The sequence below is a fragment of the Pectobacterium versatile genome (genome assembly GCF_003932035.1).
Classification (GTDB): domain Bacteria; phylum Pseudomonadota; class Gammaproteobacteria; order Enterobacterales; family Enterobacteriaceae; genus Pectobacterium; species Pectobacterium versatile.
In genome coordinates this window covers 4,757,811-4,776,276 of sequence record NZ_CP034276.1, presented here as the reverse complement: position 1 = coordinate 4,776,276, position 18,466 = coordinate 4,757,811, and the positions used below count along the sequence as shown (strand labels likewise).

The 18,466-nt window shown below is 53.3% G+C and carries 21 protein-coding genes and 1 pseudogene; 13 read left to right on the top strand and 9 right to left on the bottom strand.

Annotated elements, in window-relative coordinates:
• Nucleotides 1–29 precede the first annotated feature (29 nt).
• From otnI to ltnD, 4 genes are read right to left on the bottom strand one after another with little or no spacing between them, the layout of a single operon-like run.
• Nucleotides 30–812 (bottom strand): 2-oxo-tetronate isomerase, encoded by a 783-nt coding sequence (otnI, locus tag EIP93_RS21650; RefSeq protein WP_103862325.1) that lies wholly within the window; start codon nucleotides 810–812, stop codon nucleotides 30–32.
• A gap of 33 nt (nucleotides 813–845) precedes the next feature.
• Complete coding sequence (otnC, locus tag EIP93_RS21645) at nucleotides 846–1,502, bottom strand: 3-oxo-tetronate 4-phosphate decarboxylase (protein WP_103862324.1); 657 nt, start codon at nucleotides 1,500–1,502, stop codon at nucleotides 846–848.
• A complete protein-coding gene (gene otnK, locus EIP93_RS21640; RefSeq protein WP_103862323.1) occupies nucleotides 1,499–2,773 on the bottom strand; it encodes a 3-oxo-tetronate kinase in 1,275 nt (424 codons plus the stop codon). The genes otnC and otnK overlap by 4 nt, the downstream gene beginning before the upstream one ends.
• Nucleotides 2,770–3,684, bottom strand: coding sequence for an L-threonate dehydrogenase (gene ltnD / locus EIP93_RS21635; protein ID WP_014917036.1), 915 nt, complete (start codon nucleotides 3,682–3,684; stop codon nucleotides 2,770–2,772). Before ltnD ends, otnK begins: the two co-directional genes overlap by 4 nt.
• A gap of 338 nt (nucleotides 3,685–4,022) precedes the next feature.
• Between ltnD and ygbI the strand changes: the two genes are divergently transcribed.
• Nucleotides 4,023–4,784, top strand: a complete 762-nt coding sequence (ygbI, locus tag EIP93_RS21630) for a DNA-binding transcriptional repressor YgbI (protein WP_103862321.1) — start codon at nucleotides 4,023–4,025, stop codon at nucleotides 4,782–4,784.
• A 23-nt stretch (nucleotides 4,785–4,807) separates the two neighbouring features.
• On the opposite strand, the gene EIP93_RS21625 is transcribed toward ygbI, so the two are convergent.
• Together EIP93_RS21625 and EIP93_RS21620 are read right to left on the bottom strand one after the other, a co-directional pair.
• Entirely contained in the window at nucleotides 4,808–5,137 is a 330-nt protein-coding gene (locus EIP93_RS21625) for a helix-turn-helix domain-containing protein (protein WP_010303241.1), read from the bottom strand.
• Complete coding sequence (locus EIP93_RS21620) at nucleotides 5,088–5,513, bottom strand: type II toxin-antitoxin system RelE/ParE family toxin (protein ID WP_125233255.1); 426 nt, start codon at nucleotides 5,511–5,513, stop codon at nucleotides 5,088–5,090. Before EIP93_RS21620 ends, EIP93_RS21625 begins: the two co-directional genes overlap by 50 nt.
• A gap of 210 nt (nucleotides 5,514–5,723) precedes the next feature.
• Between EIP93_RS21620 and EIP93_RS22970 the strand changes: the two are divergent.
• The 11 genes and pseudogenes from EIP93_RS22970 to EIP93_RS21565 form a co-directional block, all read left to right on the top strand.
• Nucleotides 5,724–5,894 (top strand): annotated as a pseudogene (locus tag EIP93_RS22970) (DeoR family transcriptional regulator); the annotation flags it as partial.
• Between the two features lie 116 nt (nucleotides 5,895–6,010).
• Nucleotides 6,011–6,706, top strand: coding sequence for a hypothetical protein (locus EIP93_RS21610; RefSeq protein WP_125233254.1), 696 nt, complete (start codon nucleotides 6,011–6,013; stop codon nucleotides 6,704–6,706).
• 1 nt (nucleotide 6,707) lies between these two features.
• Complete coding sequence (locus EIP93_RS21605) at nucleotides 6,708–7,124, top strand: hypothetical protein (protein WP_125233371.1); 417 nt, start codon at nucleotides 6,708–6,710, stop codon at nucleotides 7,122–7,124.
• 110 nt (nucleotides 7,125–7,234) lie between these two features.
• The gene (locus EIP93_RS21600) at nucleotides 7,235–7,513 is read left to right on the top strand and encodes a type II toxin-antitoxin system TacA family antitoxin (RefSeq protein WP_125233370.1); all 279 of its coding nucleotides are present in this window, start codon (nucleotides 7,235–7,237) and stop codon (nucleotides 7,511–7,513) included.
• Nucleotides 7,504–7,986 carry a GNAT family N-acetyltransferase gene (locus tag EIP93_RS21595; protein ID WP_125233253.1) on the top strand — a complete coding sequence of 161 codons (483 nt, stop codon included), beginning with the start codon at nucleotides 7,504–7,506 and terminating at the stop codon, nucleotides 7,984–7,986. Before EIP93_RS21600 ends, EIP93_RS21595 begins: the two co-directional genes overlap by 10 nt.
• Nucleotides 7,987–8,118: 132 nt before the next feature.
• Nucleotides 8,119–9,453, top strand: a complete 1,335-nt coding sequence (ugpB, locus tag EIP93_RS21590) for a sn-glycerol-3-phosphate ABC transporter substrate-binding protein UgpB (protein ID WP_010303220.1) — start codon at nucleotides 8,119–8,121, stop codon at nucleotides 9,451–9,453.
• Nucleotides 9,454–9,525: 72 nt separating this feature from the next.
• On the top strand, nucleotides 9,526–10,413 hold the full coding sequence (ugpA, locus tag EIP93_RS21585; protein ID WP_010303217.1) for a sn-glycerol-3-phosphate ABC transporter permease UgpA: 888 nt from the start codon (nucleotides 9,526–9,528) through the stop codon (nucleotides 10,411–10,413).
• 25 nt (nucleotides 10,414–10,438) lie between these two features.
• On the top strand, nucleotides 10,439–11,284 hold the full coding sequence (gene ugpE, locus EIP93_RS21580; RefSeq protein WP_039542012.1) for a sn-glycerol-3-phosphate ABC transporter permease UgpE: 846 nt from the start codon (nucleotides 10,439–10,441) through the stop codon (nucleotides 11,282–11,284).
• A 198-nt stretch (nucleotides 11,285–11,482) separates the two neighbouring features.
• Nucleotides 11,483–12,556 carry a sn-glycerol-3-phosphate import ATP-binding protein UgpC gene (locus EIP93_RS21575; RefSeq protein WP_125233252.1) on the top strand — a complete coding sequence of 358 codons (1,074 nt, stop codon included), beginning with the start codon at nucleotides 11,483–11,485 and terminating at the stop codon, nucleotides 12,554–12,556.
• Nucleotides 12,556–13,305: a glycerophosphodiester phosphodiesterase gene (gene ugpQ / locus EIP93_RS21570; RefSeq protein ID WP_107333601.1), complete on the top strand. Its 750-nt coding sequence runs from the start codon at nucleotides 12,556–12,558 to the stop codon at nucleotides 13,303–13,305. The genes EIP93_RS21575 and ugpQ overlap by 1 nt, the downstream gene beginning before the upstream one ends.
• A 115-nt stretch (nucleotides 13,306–13,420) precedes the next feature.
• Nucleotides 13,421–14,377 (top strand): AEC family transporter, encoded by a 957-nt coding sequence (locus EIP93_RS21565; protein ID WP_102118141.1) that lies wholly within the window; start codon nucleotides 13,421–13,423, stop codon nucleotides 14,375–14,377.
• 13 nt (nucleotides 14,378–14,390) lie between these two features.
• On the opposite strand, the gene EIP93_RS21560 is transcribed toward EIP93_RS21565, so the two are convergent.
• Nucleotides 14,391–14,687, bottom strand: coding sequence for a hypothetical protein (locus tag EIP93_RS21560; RefSeq protein ID WP_102118142.1), 297 nt, complete (start codon nucleotides 14,685–14,687; stop codon nucleotides 14,391–14,393).
• A 322-nt stretch (nucleotides 14,688–15,009) separates the two neighbouring features.
• On the opposite strand from EIP93_RS21560, the gene EIP93_RS21555 reads away from it, so the two are divergent.
• Nucleotides 15,010–15,474 (top strand): tRNA (cytidine(34)-2'-O)-methyltransferase, encoded by a 465-nt coding sequence (locus EIP93_RS21555; protein ID WP_102118143.1) that lies wholly within the window; start codon nucleotides 15,010–15,012, stop codon nucleotides 15,472–15,474.
• A gap of 10 nt (nucleotides 15,475–15,484) precedes the next feature.
• Here the strand turns inward: EIP93_RS21555 and EIP93_RS21550 are convergent, their stop codons facing one another.
• Nucleotides 15,485–16,285: a DUF3142 domain-containing protein gene (locus EIP93_RS21550; RefSeq protein WP_125233251.1), complete on the bottom strand. Its 801-nt coding sequence runs from the start codon at nucleotides 16,283–16,285 to the stop codon at nucleotides 15,485–15,487.
• Entirely contained in the window at nucleotides 16,255–18,429 is a 2,175-nt protein-coding gene (locus EIP93_RS21545; protein WP_105879854.1) for a PA5441 family protein, read from the bottom strand. Before EIP93_RS21545 ends, EIP93_RS21550 begins: the two co-directional genes overlap by 31 nt.
• Nucleotides 18,430–18,466: the final 37 nt, after the last annotated feature.

The following is an 18,466-nucleotide window of genomic DNA, read 5'->3' as shown; positions in this document are numbered from 1 at the left end:
ATGGGAACAGCAATATTTTCCGCGATAACTTATTTCTTCAGATAGGATTTAGCCCATCCCAACCCGTCTTCGGTTTTGCCGCGTGGGTTATATTCACAGCCAACCCAGCCGGAATAATTCACGCGGTCCAATTCGGCAAAGATGAACGGATAATTAATTTCCCCTTCATCAGGTTCATGTCGTGCAGGAACCGAAGCAATTTGAATATGTCCGATGCGGCCAGCCAAATCGTGAATAATTTGCGTCAGGTTGCCATCGACAATTTGTGCGTGGAAGAAATCCAGCTGGATATAAACGTTCGGCCTGTCGATCAGATTGGCTAATTCCAGCGCCTGATATTGACTAGCGAACAGGTAATTCGGCTTCACCTTCGCGCTCAGCGCCTCAATCATGATGTTGATGCCGTGCGGTGCAAACTTATCGGCGGCGTAGCGCAGGTTATCGATGAAGGTTTGCTGATAGGCAGCACGGTCTTCACCGGGCGGCACGACGCCCCCCATCACCAGCACCGAAGGGCAATTGAGTGCCAGCGCATATTCCAGGGCGTTATCGATATCCCGGCGTGCATCTTCAATACGGTCGGGCAGGGCAGAGACGCCCCATTCGCCCGCCGCAATATTGCCGGGCGCGGTATTGAACAACACCTGCTTAAGACCATTTTCCCGCAGCTTTTCCGCCAGCAGCGGTGCCGGATATTCATAAGGAAACAAGTACTCGACCGAGGTGAACCCCGCATCGGCAGCGGCTTTAAAACGATCGAGAAACGGCACATCAGTAAACAGCATAGAAAGATTGGCAGCAAACTTAGGCATGGTTAACTCCATAGCTCAGTAAAAAGTCACTCATCAAGAGAGCTCGGTAATTTCGTCAGCGGTGAGGTAGCGAATTTTTCGATCACCGAGAATAAAAATCAGCTTGGCGGTTTCTTCTAACTCTTCCATGTTGTCCGCCGCCGCCCGTAGATCCTTACCGGTGACGACGGGACCGTGATTAGCCAACAAGAACGCTTTATAGCGCGAGGCCAGCTTCGCCAGATCTTCACCGAGTCGCGCATCGCCGGGGCGGTAATAAGGGACGACGGGCACTTTACCGACGCGCATCACCACATAGGGCGTGAACGGCTTGATGGCATCCTGCGTATCCAACCCTTCCAGACAGGAGAGCGCCGTCAAATAGGTGCTGTGCAGGTGAACGATCGCTTTGCATTCGGGATCGTTACGGTAAATCGACAGGTGAAAACTGACTTCTTTCGACGGTTTATCCCCGGAGATCCACTCGCCGCTCATGCTGACTTTGGACAGCCGCTCGGCATCCAGTTCGCCGAGGCAGGAGCCGGTCGGCGTTGCCAGCAGCGTGCCGTCATCCAATAACAGTGAGAGGTTGCCTGCCGAACCGGTGGCGTAGCCGCGCTGGAAAAATGACGCGCCCAGCTTGACCATTTCCGCGCGTGCGCGTTGCTCGCTGTTCAGCACTGCTTCGGTGCTGTGGTGTTGTTCACTCATGCGGCAAACTCCTTTTGGGCGCGGGCAAAAAAGTCTTCATCACCAAAATTGCCGGATTTCAACGCCAGAGAGAGTGGATGATTGGTGGAGCGCACCCACGGCACGCCGGGAGAAATTGACGGCCCGATATGGAACGCGCGGATGCCCAGCGTCTGTACCACGATGCTGGAGGTTTCACCGCCCGCGATAATGAAGCGCTGGAAACCGTCTTGCTGAAGCTGGCGGGCAACGGCGGCAAACAATTTCTCCACCGCCTGACTGCTGGCTTCCGCGCCCCAGCGCTGCTGAATTTGCGCCAGTTCGTCGGATGATGAGGTGGCGTACAGCAGCGGCGCGAGTGTGTCGTCACGGTGTGCCTTCACCCAGTCGGCCAGTTCCTGAACGTAGGTTTGCTGAGCGTCATTGCTTTCTAAGCAGCGCGCGACGTCAATCGCGCGACCCGCCGCCTGTTTCAGATAGTGGGCGACCTGCTTGTTGGTCATCACCGAACAGGAACCGGACAGCACAACGCCTGCGCCGGACTGCGGCTTGCCTGCCTCGGTTGCGGAACCGATTTGTGTCGCGGGTTCTGCCCACTGACGCGCCAGCCCAATCGCCAGGCCGGAGCCACCGGTGACCAGCTTCATGTCGCGCAGTGCCTCGCCCTGCGTCAGCAGGTGCTGTTCGTTCAGCGTATCCAGCACCACATAGCGCACGCCCTGTTCTTTCAACTGCGCCAGACGCTGTTTGACTGCCTCTGCCCCCTGATCCATCACGGTATACGGCACCAAACCGCAGCGCCCGGCAGCTTGCTGCTCCATGACGCGCATCAGGTTGCTATCCGTCATTGGCGTTACGGGGTGGTGACGCATTCCAGATTCGGACAGCAGTTGATCCATCACGAACAGGTGGCCCTGATAGACGGTTCTGCCGTTCACCGGCAGCGCCGGAGAAATGATGGTTTGCGTTTCGCCAAGCTGCTCCAACAGTGCATCGGTCACCGGACCGATGTTGCCTTTCGCGGTGCTGTCGAAGGTGGAACAATATTTAAAGTAGAACTGCTGGCAGCCCTGCTGTTGCAGCCACGCCAGCGCCTTGAGGGAATCCGCTACCGCCTGCTCCGCCGGGCAGGATCGCGACTTCAGGCTAATGACGACGGCCTGCGTCTCAACCTTAAAATCGGACGGCGGTACGCCGTTGAGCTGCACGGTCGGCAGCCCGTTATTCACCAGAAAGCTGGCGATATCCGTGGCACCGGTAAAATCGTCGGCAATCACACCCAGCTTGATCATGGCGCCTCCTTCTTTTCCGGCAGCGTAATGCCGTTAAAAATCTTGATGACCGCGCTGTCGTCTTCTTTACCGAATCCGGCGTTGCTGGCGGCGGTAAACATATTGAACGCGGTGGAAGCCAGCGGCAGCGGAAAATGGAGCGATTTAGCGGTGTCGGTGACCAGCCCCAGATCTTTGACGAAGATATCAACGGCAGATTTTGGCGTGTAGTCGCCGTCCACCACATGGCGCATGCGGTTTTCGAACATCCAGGAGTTCCCGGCGGCGTTGGTCACCACGTCATACATGATATCCAATGGGATATCGGCACGCGCAGCCAGCGCCATCGCCTCTGCACCGGCGGCGATGTGTACGCCTGCCAACAGCTGGTGGATAATTTTAACGGTCGCACCCAGCCCGATCTCTTCACCGATGCGATAGACCTTGCCCGCGACGGCGTCGAGCACCGGCTTCAGTTTCTCAAAAGCCAGATCGGAGCCGGATGCCATTACCGTCATATCGCCCGCGGCGGCTTTCACCGCACCGCCAGATACCGGTGCATCCAGCATGATGAGCTGATGCTCAGCCAGACGCTGCTCGATATTTTTGGCATCCTGCGCGGAGATCGTGGAGGACACCATGACCACGGTGCCGGGCTTGAGCTTCGCTGCGACCTGCGGCTCACCGAACAGAATCCCATTCACCTGTGCGGCATTCACCACCAGCAGCACGACGGCATCCAGCTTGTCAGCGAAGGCATCAATACGCGTGTCGGCCTGCGCCGCACCCGCCTGACGTAAGCGTTCCAGCGCCTGCGGATTGATATCGACACCGTATGTCGTCAGGCCAGCGTTGATGCAGGACGCCGCAGCGCCAAAGCCCATGGAACCCAGACCGATAACGGCGACAGCATAATCAGAAGTCTTTTTCATCGTGGTTGCCTTGTTAAAATTAGTGATTTTTTGTTCTCTGGTGTTAAATATAAGGACTATCAGAACAAATTGTGGTGATTTTTATCACATAAATTAACATTGAGATCGTGATGATTCAGTGTAGCTGAACCCCGCTGGGAAGATGGTTTTCATTATTATCTTTATATATCAGCAGATTAATTCTGTTTTGGCATTGAGTGATGAGAAAGGTTGTTATGTCTGGCGTGGTTTATAACGTGAATTTATGATAATTATCGTCATCAAACGGGGTGTTTCTCACAATATTTATCAGCCTCCATATTCATCAGACCAGCACAATCAAACAGGGAACGGACAGCGTGATTCCAGTAGAACGTCATCAACAGATTCTGGCGCTGATCGCCGAACGCGGCGCGGTAAGCATTAACGAACTGACCGAACGGCTGGGCGTGTCGCATATGACGGTACGGCGTGATGTGCAAAAGCTGGAGCAGGACGGCCTGCTGCTGAGCGTTTCCGGCGGCGTGCGCTCGCCTGAACGGCTGGCGATTGAGCCGTCGCATCAGGATAAATCGGTGATGTTCAGCCAGCAGAAAGAGGCGATTGGCAAGCTGGCGGCGCAGCATATCCCGTTCAATAGCTGCATTTATCTGGATGCAGGCACCACGACGCTATCGCTGGCGCGTGAACTGGCCGAGCGCGACGATCTGCTGATTGTCACTAACGACTTTGTGATCGCGGCCTTTCTGATTGAGTCCAGCCAGTGTCGCATGATCCACACCGGCGGCACGCTGTGTCGGGAAAACCGATCCTGCATCGGCGAAGCGGTGGCGCAGGCGCTGCGCAACCTGTTTATCGACATCGCCTTTATCTCCGCATCGTCATGGAGCCTGCGCGGGTTGTCCACGCCGAATGAAGACAAAGTCGTGGTGAAACGCGCGGCGGTGGAGGCCAGCAGAAAACGCGTCCTGCTGTGCGATACCTCAAAATACGGCCGCATCGCCACCCACCTCGCCACGCCGCTCAATGTATTCGACAGCATCATCACCGACGACGGCCTGCCCGCCGCTGCCCAAGAAGCGCTAGGTAAAATGGGGGTTGAGGTTCTGGTGGCGGGGTGAGGGGGTTGTTTATGTCTGTTTGCCTAACTGGCAAAAATATCCAGACCTTTCTCGTTGATTATATTGAGAAGACGTAGCGCAGCCCCTGAGGGTTTCTTCTCATTCCGTTCCCATTTTGAGACGCTCTCAACGGACATATTGAGAGCGTAAGCTAAAGAAGATTGCGACATTTTATAACGGGAGCGCATGTTCTGAATTTCTGCACCGCTCATTGCGTGAGCTTGCTCGATGCGTTCACGGAATTCCCGTGCTGCAACCCGATTATTGATGCGTTCCATTGTGGTATCAGTGATACCCCCGTGTTCATGCAGGCTTTTCGCCATTTCCTGCAGCTCTTTCATCTTTGCAGCCATCGCATTCCACCTCTCGTAGTTCTTTCACTTTTACCAATTGAGCTATTTGTTGAACGGTGAGTTGAAGTAGGTCACCAGCAATGTCTTTATAAACAGCCAGCTCATCATCCTGAATTTCTTTAACGCCTTTCCTGACCTGATTTTTTTTCCATCCATCGGCAAAAAATAGATTAGAGCCCAGTTTGAAAAAGATGATAGTTCTGGCTCCTGCACTCTTTCCGGCATTCAATGCGATTCGTTTCTTAATCACACCACCGCCAAGGTCACCCTCAAAGCGACCATTCATTACCTCATGAGCAATCTCACAAAGGTAACAATCTGAAAGTATTTCGCTTTTTAGTTTTTTATCGAAGAGCTTTGTCGTGTATACCGCCACGGTTCATCCTTAAACATGACTAGTAATAATAACTATAGTCTAAATTACGGGTTTTCTGCAATGTTCGCAATCGTAGTGGCACGAAATAGTATGTTTAATCGGTGCTTTTACCTCTCCCTCTCTTTGTTATTTCCCCGTCATTTTCCAGTTATTTTTCTGTCATACGCGCATGCCATGTTTGTTTTCGCCCAAAAAACGCCGTGATGTTCAGCCAGCAGAAAACGCGTACTGCTGTGTGACACCTCAAAATACGGCCGCATCGCCACCCACCTAGCCACGCCGCTCAGCGTATTCGACAGCATCATCACCGACGACGGCCTGCCTGCCGCTGCCAAAGAAGCGCTAGGTAAAATGTGGGCTGAGGTGCTGGTGGCGGGGTGAGGGGGATAACCAAATTGGGACGGCCTAACTATCGCCTTGAGTCGAATGTGGAAATAAACGTATTATCGTGATGTCATTAATTAAATAAACTCATGAAAAACAAAGGAATGTAAATAATGAGCGTGCGTAGTGAAATTATTGATGGCCGACAAGCCTCTGGTGTGACATATGGCTTGATTTATACCGAGGTGCTAGGGTGGATTGATTTAGGCCATGCGAAAGGGGACGACATTAAGGATATTATTCAACAAATGTATGTCGGAGAGAATACTGAAGACGGAATGCCATACTACGATGTGACCTATAAACAAGGCATGATTGGGCTCAGAAGAAGTGTCACTATCAACCGGTTTATTAAATGGCGGATAAAAAAAGGAAGGTCTCTTCAAGAAAGACATCGCATTGCTCTTGCTATGATGCTCACCGTAGCGAAACGGTTTGAATCTACGCAGGCCTCTTTTCCATTCAATTTAGTTACAGATAGTGGATTTAGTGGGGAAGATCTTGTTTCAGATTTATTGGGTTTTTACCGAGTGGTTTCTACTCCTAACCCTTTTTATTTATTACGGCCAGTGAGTAAAGAAGAAGCATTAAAACGATGGGATTTCTATGGCCCTATCGGAAATTTTAAAAATATAGGATTCCGACCTATTTTATTTCCGAACCCTGAGCTCATGCCCGATGCTCAACCTCGGTTAGGGTTTCTCCCCTCTTTTATGCAAACAATACAACCTTATAACGACTTTGCGTCAGGAAATGTAGGTATTGCATCCTACGATGGCACTGAACTCACAACAAATTTCTTTAAATAACATGAAAAAAAAGATAATTATACCACTCGTCATATCGATCCTAATTGCCTTGCCGCTTATCTATTATTGGCCTGCATTAGTCATTCTGATGGAAGGAAGTTCTCGCTATTCGGAGCTGGACACCCGACGGTATGAAATGCTTACGGACGATATCATTAAAAATAGCCCGCGCATTTCTTCTCTCTATGATTTTGGCTATGCAACGGTTGATGGCCCTGCGTTGGAAGTCAGCAATATTACGTTTCAAAATACCAATGATGCGACAAACATACGCAGCTATCTAGCGTCGCTTGGTTTTACGCTGAGCTACACAGACACGACGGGTGAGTATTGGAAGTCTACGGATTCAGATAAAACGATACATATAGGAATCATCAACGATCCTAAAACCGTTATCGTTGATGTCATACGAAAATAGCCCTGATCTGAGCATTCAGTGTGTTTGAATGTATGGGTGATGTTCCGGTGTGTAGCATTTTTGTACACGTCATGTATAGTCGTATAGAGATTCACTACACAGGCATGATGATGAAACCTGAAACTAAAGAAGCGCCAATCAATATTCGGGCCAAAGCCTCCCAGCGGGACTTGATCGATATGGCTGCAAACCTTGTGTCAAAATCACGTACCGATTTTATGCTTGAAGCCGCCTGCCGCGAGGCGCAGGACATCTTGTTGGATCAACGTTTGTTTATTCTGGACAACGAACAGTTTGACGAATTTTTGGCCGAGTTGGATGCACCTATCACCGCAGAGCGTCAGGCTCGCATTAACGAGCTGATGAGCCGCAAATCTCCATGGGAATAACTGCACCAGGGCCATTATCCGCCGGCCATAATCTTGCGGAATTTTGCAGCCAAGAACCGAGTTTGAATGAATGGCTAAAAAAGAAAGCGCTAAAAAATCATAGTGCAGGGATTTCCCGCGTATATGTTATTTGCGCTGAAGGCACCCATCAGGTGATTGGATATTATTGTTTATCAACAGGTAGCGTTCAGAGAAATACGGCACCAGGTGCATATAGGCGCAATGCACCTGAATCACTACCAGTCATTGTCCTTGGGCGGCTTGCCATTGATCAGGCGTATTCTGGTAAAGGTTTGGGTGTGGCTTTATTAAAAGACGCGATATTTCGGACTGAGAATATTGCTTTGCAAGTGGGTGTGAGGGCATTAGTCGTTCACGCTCTGGATGAGAACGTGCGCAATTTCTACCTTAAATTCGCTTTTGATCCCTCGCCAGTGCAGCCCCTGATGCTACTCTACCCAATTAAAATTTAGAACTTTTCCTCCCCCCTCTGTCACTTTCCCGTCATCTTCCAGTTATTTTTCTGTCATGTGCTCATGTCATGTTTACCTTCGCATAAAAAACGCCGTAATGATGGCGCATTTAATTGATTGCAGGAGACAGGCATGTTCAACAACACAATTCGTAAAACACATGCTATTCGCACCGCCGCGGCGTGTGTGGCATTAGCGCTGATGAGCGCCAGTGCGCAGGCCGCGACAGAAATTCCTTTCTGGCACTCTATGGAAGGCGAATTAGGGAAAGAAGTGAATTCTCTGGCTGACCGTTTTAACAAAGCGCACAGCGATGTAAAAATTGTGCCGGTCTACAAAGGCAACTACGAACAGAATCTGGCTGCCGGGATTGCGGCTTACCGTGCCGGGAATGCGCCCGCCATTTTGCAGGTCTATGAAGTCGGTACGGCGACTATGATGGCAAGTAAAGCCATCAAGCCAGTCTATGAAGTCTTCAAAGAGTCAGGCATTAATTTTGATGAGTCGGTGTTTGTACCGACCGTCTCCGGTTATTACACCGATGCGAAGAGCGGTCACCTGCTGTCGCAGCCGTTTAACAGCTCCACGCCGGTGCTGTACTACAACAAAGATGCCTTCAAGAAAGCCGGTTTAGATCCAGAGCAGCCGCCGAAAACCTGGCAGCAGATGGCTGAGTACACCGCCAAACTGCGTGCTGCTGGGATGAAGTGCGGCTACGCCAGCGGCTGGCAGGGTTGGATTCAGATTGAAAACTTCAGCGCCTGGCATGGTCTGCCAGTTGCGAGCAAGAACAACGGCTTTGACGGCACCGATGCCGTGCTGGAATTCAACAAGCCAACGCAGGTCAAACACATCCAGCTGTTGCAGGACATGAACAAGAAGGGTGACTTCACCTATTTCGGGCGCAAGGATGAGCCGACCGAGAAGTTCTATAACGGCGATTGCGCGATCACAACGGCCTCTTCCGGTTCGCTGGCGAATATTCGCGAACACGCCAAGTTCAACTACGGTGTTGGCATGATGCCGTATGACGCCGATGCGAAAGGCGCGCCGCAGAACGCCATTATCGGTGGAGCCAGCCTGTGGGTGATGGGCGGTAAAGATGCCGCGACCTACAAAGGTGTCGCTGAGTTTATGAAGTTCCTCGCCGAGCCAGAAAATGCGGCTGAATGGCACCAGAAAACTGGTTACCTGCCAATCACTACTGCGGCGTACGAACTGACGCAGAAGCAGGGCTTCTATGAGAAAAACCCTGGTGCGGATATCGCTACGCGTCAGATGTTGAACAAGCCACCATTGCCGTTCACCAAAGGTCTGCGTTTGGGCAACATGCCGCAAATTCGTACCGTTGTGGATGAAGAATTAGAAAGCGTATGGACAGGTAAGAAGACGCCACAGCAGGCGTTGGATAGCGCGGTAGAACGCGGTAACGCGCTGCTGCGTCGCTTCGAGCAGTCGACGAAGTAATACATTTTTGTCGAGTAATATCGGGCCGAAGGGAATCGGCCTGCTTCTTTTCTGTTTGCAATGAGTTACCGCATGACATCATCCCGCCCCGTTTTTCGTAGCAGCTGGTTGCCCTATGTGCTGGTGTTGCCCCAACTGCTGATTACCGTGATTTTCTTTATCTGGCCTGCTGGTCAGGCGCTGTGGTATTCGGTGCAGAATCTGGATCCGTTTGGACTATCCAGCGAATTTGTCGGCATGGAAAACTTCAGACAGCTGTTCAATAACCCTTACTACCTCGATTCGTTTTACACCACGCTGATATTCAGCTTTCTGGTGGCAGGGTTTGGCATGCTGATTTCACTCTTTCTGGCCGCGCTGGTGGACTACGTGATCCGTGCTAGCCGCCTGTATCAGACGTTGATCATCCTGCCGTATGCCGTAGCACCTGCCGTCGCGGCCGTGCTGTGGATGTTTCTGTTTAACCCTGGACTGGGGCTGATTACCCATTTTCTCGGGCTGCTGGGCTATACGTGGAACCACGCGCAGCACAGCGGTCAGGCGATGTTTTTAGTCGTACTGGCGTCGGTCTGGAAGCAGATTAGCTATAACTTCCTGTTCTTCCTCGCGGCGCTGCAATCCATTCCCCGCTCGTTGGTGGAAGCAGGGGCGATTGATGGCGCAGGGCCGGTGCGGCGTTTCTTCAATCTGGTACTGCCGATGATCTCGCCGGTGAGTTTCTTCCTGCTGGTCGTCAATCTGGTGTATGCCTTTTTCGATACCTTCCCGATTATCGATGCCGCGACGGCTGGTGGGCCAGTGCAGTCGACGACCACGCTGATCTACAAAATTTATCGTGAGGGCTTCGCAGGGCTGGATCTGTCCAGTTCAGCAGCGCAGTCGGTAGTACTGATGATACTGGTTATCGGGCTGACCGTGATTCAGTTCCGTTTTGTTGAGCGGAAGGTGAATTACCAATGAAGATAAATCTACAAGGTCAATGCCAATGATTGAGAATCGTCGCGGGTTAGATATTTTCAGCCACGTCATGCTGATCGTCGGCATTCTCGCCGTCTTGTTTCCGCTGTACGTGGGGTTTGTCGCTGCCACGCTGGATAATCAGGAAGTCTTTCAGGCTCCGATGACGCTCATCCCCGGTTCTCACCTGTGGGAAAACCTGCGTTATATCTGGCTGCACGGCGCGGGCAATAACACTACGCCGTTCGGGCTGATGCTGCTTAACAGCTTCGTGATGGCGCTGGCGATTACGGTGGGCAAAATTACCGTATCGATCCTGTCTGCCTACGCCATCGTCTATTTCCGTTTTCCGTTGCGCAACCTGTTCTTCTGGATGATTTTCCTGACGCTGATGTTGCCGGTGGAAGTGCGTATTTTCCCGACGGTGGAAGTGATCGCGCGGCTGGACATGATGGACAGCTACACCGGTTTAACGCTGCCGCTGATGGCCTCGGCGACCGCGACCTTCCTGTTCCGCCAGTTCTTTATGACGCTGCCGGATGAGCTGATGGAAGCGGCGCGTATCGACGGTGCCAGCCCGATGCGTTTCTTCTTCGACATGGTGTTACCGCTGTCGAAGACCAATCTGGCGGCGCTGTTTGTGATCACGTTCATCTACGGCTGGAACCAGTACCTGTGGCCGCTGCTGATTGTCAGCGATGCCGATCTGGGCACCGCAGTCGCCGGAATCAAAAGCATGATTGCCTCCGGTGATGGCGCGACCCAGTGGAATCAGGTGATGGCCGCGATGCTGCTGACCATGCTGCCGCCGCTGCTGGTGGTACTGCTGATGCAGCGCTGGTTCGTTCGCGGTCTGGTCGACAGCGAAAAATAAATAGGTCATACCGTTGGTAAACCTCTTCATAGAATGAGAACGGTGATAATGGGATAGAAGAGTAAAGCGTTTGCGCCATGGATGGCGCAATCCGAGCGTACAGGGATGTATTCACAGCGTCTTTACGATCTACCCATTATCACCGCACCGCTCGTCAGGTTTAGCAGCGATTTATCGAGACGAATTTCGGAAACGCTTATGGCATGTTTAAAACTTCAGGCCGTCACCAAGTCTTACGATGGCAAAACACAGATTATCCAACCTATCGATCTGGACGTCGCTGACGGCGAGTTCGTCGTGATGGTCGGGCCATCGGGCTGTGGTAAATCGACGCTGCTGCGCATGGTGGCAGGCCTCGAACGCACCACCAGCGGCGATATCTATATCGATAACCAGCGGGTCACCAATCTGGAACCGAAAGATCGCGGTATTGCGATGGTGTTCCAGAACTATGCGCTTTATCCCCATATGAACGTGTTCGACAATATGGCTTACGGCCTGAAAATCCGTGGCTTCGGTAAGGCGCAGATTCGTGAGCGCGTGGAAGACGCAGCGCGTATTCTGGAACTGATGCCGCTGTTGCAACGCAAACCGCGTGAATTATCGGGCGGTCAGCGTCAGCGCGTGGCAATGGGACGGGCGATTGTGCGTGAACCGGCGGTGTTCCTGTTTGACGAACCGTTGTCGAATCTGGACGCCAAACTGCGCGTACAGATGCGGCTCGAATTACAGCAGTTGCACCAGCGCCTGAAAACCACCAGCCTGTACGTCACGCACGATCAGGTCGAAGCCATGACGCTGGCACAGCGCGTCATCGTGATGAACAAAGGTATCGCCGAGCAAATCGGCGCGCCGGCTGATATTTATCGCCGCCCGGCATCGCTGTTTGTGGCCAGCTTTATTGGCTCACCGGCCATGAACCTGTGGTCGGGTCGCATTAGCGATGACGGCTGCCGTTTTGAAATCGATGGTGACATCGCGCTGGCACTGCCTGAACCGAAGCCGCAATGGCGCGGTAAAGCATTGACGCTGGGGGTTCGGCCAGAGCATATTCAGCTGGCGACGCGCGAAACCGGCGGTATCCCGTTGCAGATTTCAACACTCGAACTGCTGGGCGCGGATAACTTAGCGCACGGCAAGTGGGGCGGGCAGAATGTGATCGCGCGGCTCTCTTATGAGCACTGCCCCGCCATCGGCTCGACGCTTTGGCTACACTTACCGACGCCATCATGGCACCTGTTTGATTCGCAAAGCGGATTACGGATGGAATAATGGAAACACTCTGGCCTTACCCGAGCATTGTCGCCCATCGCGGCGGCGGTTCACTGGCACCGGAAAATACGCTGGCGGCGATTGATGTCGGCGCGAGCCTCGGTCACAAGATGATCGAATTTGACGCTAAGCTGTCGCAGGACGGCCAGATTTTCCTCCTACACGACGACACGCTTGAGCGCACCAGCAACGGCTGGGGTATTGCTGGGGAACTGCCGTGGGACAAGCTGGTCGGGCTGGATGTCGGCGGCTGGTACGGCCATAAATTTGTTGGTGAACGCCTGCCGCTGCTATCGGAAGTGGCAAAACGCTGCGTGCAGTACGGCATGGCGGCCAATATCGAGATTAAACCCACCACCGGATATGAAGCAGAAACCGGGCGGGTGATTGCGCTGGCGGCGCGTCAGCTGTGGGCCGACCATCCGGCCGCGCCGCTACTGTCATCATTCTCTATCGATGCGCTTGAAGCGGCGCAACAGGCCGCACCGGAACTGCCGCGCGGGCTGTTGTTGGATGAGTGGGAAGAGGACTGGCTGGCGTTAACGCAGCGTTTGGGATGCGTGTCCATTCACCTGAATCACAAACTGCTGACGGCAGAACGCGTCGCGGATCTGAAAGCCGCCGGTTTGCGCATTCTGGTTTATACCGTCAACCAACCCGATCGCGCGCAAACTTTGCTGGATTGGGGCGTTGACTGTATCTGTACTGACCGGATAGATTTAATCGGGGCAAACTTCGTGACCGGCTGAGGTCTGCCTCTATACCCGTCATACTTCAAGCTGCGGCGATGTTGATATTGCTGCAAGAAAATATAATGCGGGGACCTTCTTTCTGACTTGGTGCCGGTAATAAGGAAGTGGCTTCATGCCCGCATTTATTGTTTCGCTTTGGCACCAGATTTTTCTGTCATTACCCCTCTTTGTTCTTATCGCGCTCGGCTATAGCCTGATTCGCTACGGTAAATGGCCGACCACCGTGACCGATGGCATGACGCGCTTTGTCTTCTCCGTCGCCATGCCCGCCATGCTATTCCGCTTGATGTCGGATTTTTCCAAACGTCCGGTGGTGGATGCCCGGCTGCTGATCGCCTTTTTTGGCGGCTGCCTGTTGGTGTTTGTTCTGGGCCGGATCGTGGCGCGCAAAATCTTTCACCTTGATGGTGTTTCCGGCTCGCTGTTTGCGTTGAGCGGCATCTTCTCTAACAACGTGATGCTGGGGCTGCCGATTGCCACGCTGATGCTGGGCGAAGAGGCGATCCCGTCGGTTGCGCTCGTGGTGGTGTTTAACGGGCTTATTTTGTGGACGCTGGTGACGGTGTCGGTGGAATGGGCGCGTAACGGGGCGTTGTCGCTACAGGGCTTTACCAAAACTGCACTGGGCGTGCTGAAGAACCCGCTGATTATCGGCATTCTGTCCGGTACCTTATTTAGCCTGACGGGCCTGCCGCTGCCGTCGTATGTTGACCAACCGCTGGCCATGCTGGGGCAGATTGCTGCACCGCTGTCGCTGGTAGCGCTGGGAATGGGGCTGGCGGAATACCGCGTGCGTGACGGTTGGCAGATCAGCACAGCGATTTGTACGATCAAACTGCTGGTACAGCCGCTAGTGATCTGGGGAATTGCTATCGCGCTCGGCCTGCCGGAAATGGAAACGCGAGCGGTTGTGTTGCTGGGGTCGATGGCGGTGGGCGTCAACGTCTATCTGATGTCGCGTCAGTTCGATGTGCTGGGCGGCCCGGTGGCATCAAGCCTGCTGTTATCAACGGCGATGGCGGCGTTAACCACGCCGTTGATTTTAACGCTGATGGGTGTGCGGCTATAAGGCCATCATCGCATCAGGGATTCTGCTTAATTGGCGGTGGCGGCGTGGTTCTCTGTGACCGCTGTAAATCTTGCTGTAGCTGCTGCTGGCGTTGTTGTTGCAACTGCTGGTTGCGCTGCTGAAGCTGATTATTCAACTGCTGTTGCTGCAATTTCTGGTTCTGCTGCATATTTTGCTGCAACTGTTTCTGGCTGCTTATGCCGCTCTCAAACTGCTGCTGAGGTGTGGGCGCTTGCGGCGTATTGGCACTTACCAGAAGCGGCAGGCCGAGCAGGGCAGCACAGGCCAATAGTGTCTTAGGGTGTTTCATTAAACCTCCACACAGGCCGTATGCCCGCATCGTGTTTTCATCAGCGCATTATCCTGATGTATTCACTTAAGTGTAATCGCTGCGGATGAAAACGTCGTGCAGAGTAAGCTGATGCCGATTACTTAAGCTCATTTTTAGGAGAAATACGGGGATGAGGTTCCCGTAGGGATACCTCGCCCCGTGGTCGCTCCGTGTATCTCGGTTCTTAAGCGACTGGCATAAGTACAGAGTAATCCGCAATCCTGCGTGCACAGGTTTTGGGCTGCCCTGTGGGAATGCGTTATACTGCGGCGGAATTTTTCTTCGTGGTTGACGCTATCTCATGTTCCATATCGCGCTCTATGAGCCTCAAATTGCACCGAACACTGGCAATATTATCCGACTGGCGGCCAACAACGGCTGTACGCTTCATTTGATTGAACCGCTGGGTTTTGATTTTGAAGAGAAAAAGCTGCGCCGTGCGGGACTGGATTATCACGATCTGGCGAACGTCAGCCGTCATAAAAACTATCAGGATTTTCTGGCTGCGATTCCCGGCAAACGTATCTTCGCCTGTACCACCAAAGGCAGCCGCCCGTATGACCAACCGAGCTACCAGCCAGATGATGTATTGCTGTTTGGATCGGAAACGTCCGGTCTGCCAGACGAGATTCGCAACGGCTTTGAGTCGGATTTCCGTATCCGCATTCCCATGCAGTCTAATAACCGTAGCCTGAATCTGTCGAATGCCGTGGCGATTATCAGCTATGAAGCCTGGCGGCAAAATGGCTTCGGTGGGTGCCTGTAGCCATAGCTTGCTACAGTCTGCCGTTGGCGGATTTTTTCATGGGCGGATTCACCAGAAACACCACTTCCCCGCGATAATACGGTGAAGTGGCAAGGCGCTGCTGCCACTGCGGTTCCCACTTGCCGTGTTGTACCAGCCCGACTCGGAAAGGCAGGGTCAGCTTCATCAGCGCGGGCAGGTACTCGGCGTAGTTGGTAATGGTGCTGCGTCCCTGATAGGTCTGCACCACCACTTCATCCAGCTTGCCCTGTAAGCGGTTCAACGCCGCAACATCACCGGTTTTCGACCAGTCGAGCAGCCCCGTAATACTGAGCTGACAATCTTCGGGTAAACGCTCGCGTAATTGCGTCAGAAACGCGACATAGCCTGCTAACTGGTAGCTTTTCGCGTCAAAATCGATCTGAATTCCAGCGACGTGATTACCCTGGCGCTGCCATTTTTCCCGTAACTTTAATATCCGGTTCAGATGGCGATCGGAAAGCTCCAGCGTGGTCATGCGGAAAGCCAGCCAGACGCGGTTAACGCGCAGCTGGCTGGGCGGGATCCCCTGACGCAGGAACACGACCTTGCCCTGACGGCGCGCCACTTCGCCCTGATGCAGGTACAGCGTCTGTGCCTGATGCAGAATCGGCTGGGGCCGCACCGCCGCCCATAGCCAGAAATCCTGATAGCGCATCGCGTCGACGATGGGGGACGCCGTGTTGATGGCTGAAGGGACTGCGTTAACGGAAGCGGCCTGCGTAAAGAATGAGAGCAGGCCTGCCAGCACGATTAACGGCGTTACCAGTAATAATCGAGCTTGTCTGCCCACACGCTGCCTTTGTACTTGGTTTTCAGTTGGGTAAACCAGGCTTTGCGGGTTGCCTTGCTGATGTCCTGCGGACCACAGTCGTTATAGCCGCTTGGCGCATAGCAGTTAACCGCGCGATACAGGGCATAGGTTTTGTCTTCCGGCGGCGCTTTCGGATCGGCAATCACCCGCATATACCCATCCAAACGGTTATATTCAGTGCCGATGAACTGCGTTGGCGCGTTGGTGAGTCCACTCAACATGCTGCCTTCTCCCCAGTCGAAGCCCACGCTGTTATTGGTGCGCAGGAAAAACTCACCGAGGCAGTTAATCGAACGAGCGTCATTAGGGCGTTGATTTAGCGTCTCGACCACGCTACCCAGCGCTGGGCATTGGTAGTCTTCTTCGGTATCGCTGCCGTCCCAGTCAAATGCTGTTAAATCTTCCTGATTCCAGCTTTGATTTTCACTGCTGACTAGCGGCGCAATGTCTTTCCTCAACTGAACATCTTTGAGATAGCTGGCGTAATCACCGTGGGTCAGCGACTTGGTTAACAACGTATGCAGTGCGATAGCCCGTTCTTCATGGGTTTGCTGCGAGCCCGTTTGCTGACGCAACAGATCGGCGTTGGCACTAATTTTCAGCACGGCGGAACGGAAACGCAGATTTTTCACTGGGCTGTCGGCGGCAAAGATCCGCTCTGGATGACCTGCCTTGACCAGCGTTTCCGCCAGCGCCAGTTGCAGGAACTGATTTTGCGTGTACCCCATATTGCGCGTTAACAGCTGACGCCAGTGTGCTTCCGCCTCATCCCAGCGCTCCAGACGCACCAGCGCCCGACCGCGTAAGACTTGCAGGCTGAAACGCACGGTATCAGTCAGATCGTTCGCCTGTGTGGCGGGAACGCTGTTAACCACGGCAGCGTAATCTTTTTGACCATAAAATAGCTGCGCTGCCTGAAGGTAGCTGAACGCGTCCTGCATGTTGTCTTGCGCAAACAGCGGCTTCTGCGCGGCCAGCTCGTCAGTGGATAAGGCGGGTAATGCCAGCCAGCCGTCATCTGAACGCAAGCGCTTGAGATCTTGCACCATCGTCAACGGCGGGCTGCCCGGCGCGCTGGTGAACTGCCGATTTTCCAGCAGCTTGTTGTCGATCTCGTCGCTCAATTCAAGGAGTGCTTCGACGTCGGCGGTGTTGTCCAGTTCGTGTTGGTACGTTGTCGCCAGGGCGTTCACATCGTCCATAATCCAGTAAGCGCGGCGGTAGAGCCCGTTAGCGGACTCGATGTATTGCCCGTCTGGATACTGTTTCAGATAGTCGCCGATATGCTGAATGGCCAGCTGTGCAGCCGCTTTATCGGCTTTACTGGCATCAAACATGTTGTATTCATCGAGCGCGTTTTCCATCGCTTTATTGATCGCTACGCGAATCAACATATAGCGCGACGTTTCCGCCACCCACGGCTGTGGTGAAGAGGTTAACGCCTCAAAGCCGCTTTCCGCCTCATCAAAGTGTCCCTGATAAAACGCGAGAACCGCGAACAGATACTGAGTGAGCGCACTGGCATGTCCTTCGCCCGGCAGGCTTGCAAGACCCTCGTTCAGCGCCTCTTTGGTATACAGTGGGTTGAGGAGATTCACCCGCTGATGTGCCAGCAGCGTGCGTTGCTCATTGGTGAGCTGTGTGTCAGCCAGCAGGACGTCGAAAAACGCTTCCAGCGTGGAGAGCGCATTGGAAATATGGCGTCCTTCGTTATCGTCAGGCGAAAACGTGGAAATAGTGCCCTGAACGGCTAAAGGAAGGTTAAGCTGCTTCGCTTTATTCAGTGTTGAAAGGTAAGGCGCATCTGCCGTGATATCCTCCGCTGAACCTGACGAAGGAACCTCTTCCGTGGCTGCAATCCCCATGACCCGGTAGGCTGTGAAAGGGTCGATACGTGAACGCGTTTGATCGGGTAAAGGATGGGGTAACGGAAGCGACATGTTGTGGAGACGGCTTTGCAGCAACATCAGGTTAGCACGCGTGTCGTTGCCCGGCTGCAAATAGGGCAGGGCGGACACGCCACATTCCGAGTCGGAAAAGCCGCACACTCCATCGCTGGAACTGAATGCCTGACTGCTCATTAACGCGGTCAGTACGCCAGCCAGCAGCGTTACTCCTTTCATGGTTTGTATCCTTCATTCAACACGGGTCTTGCCTGTT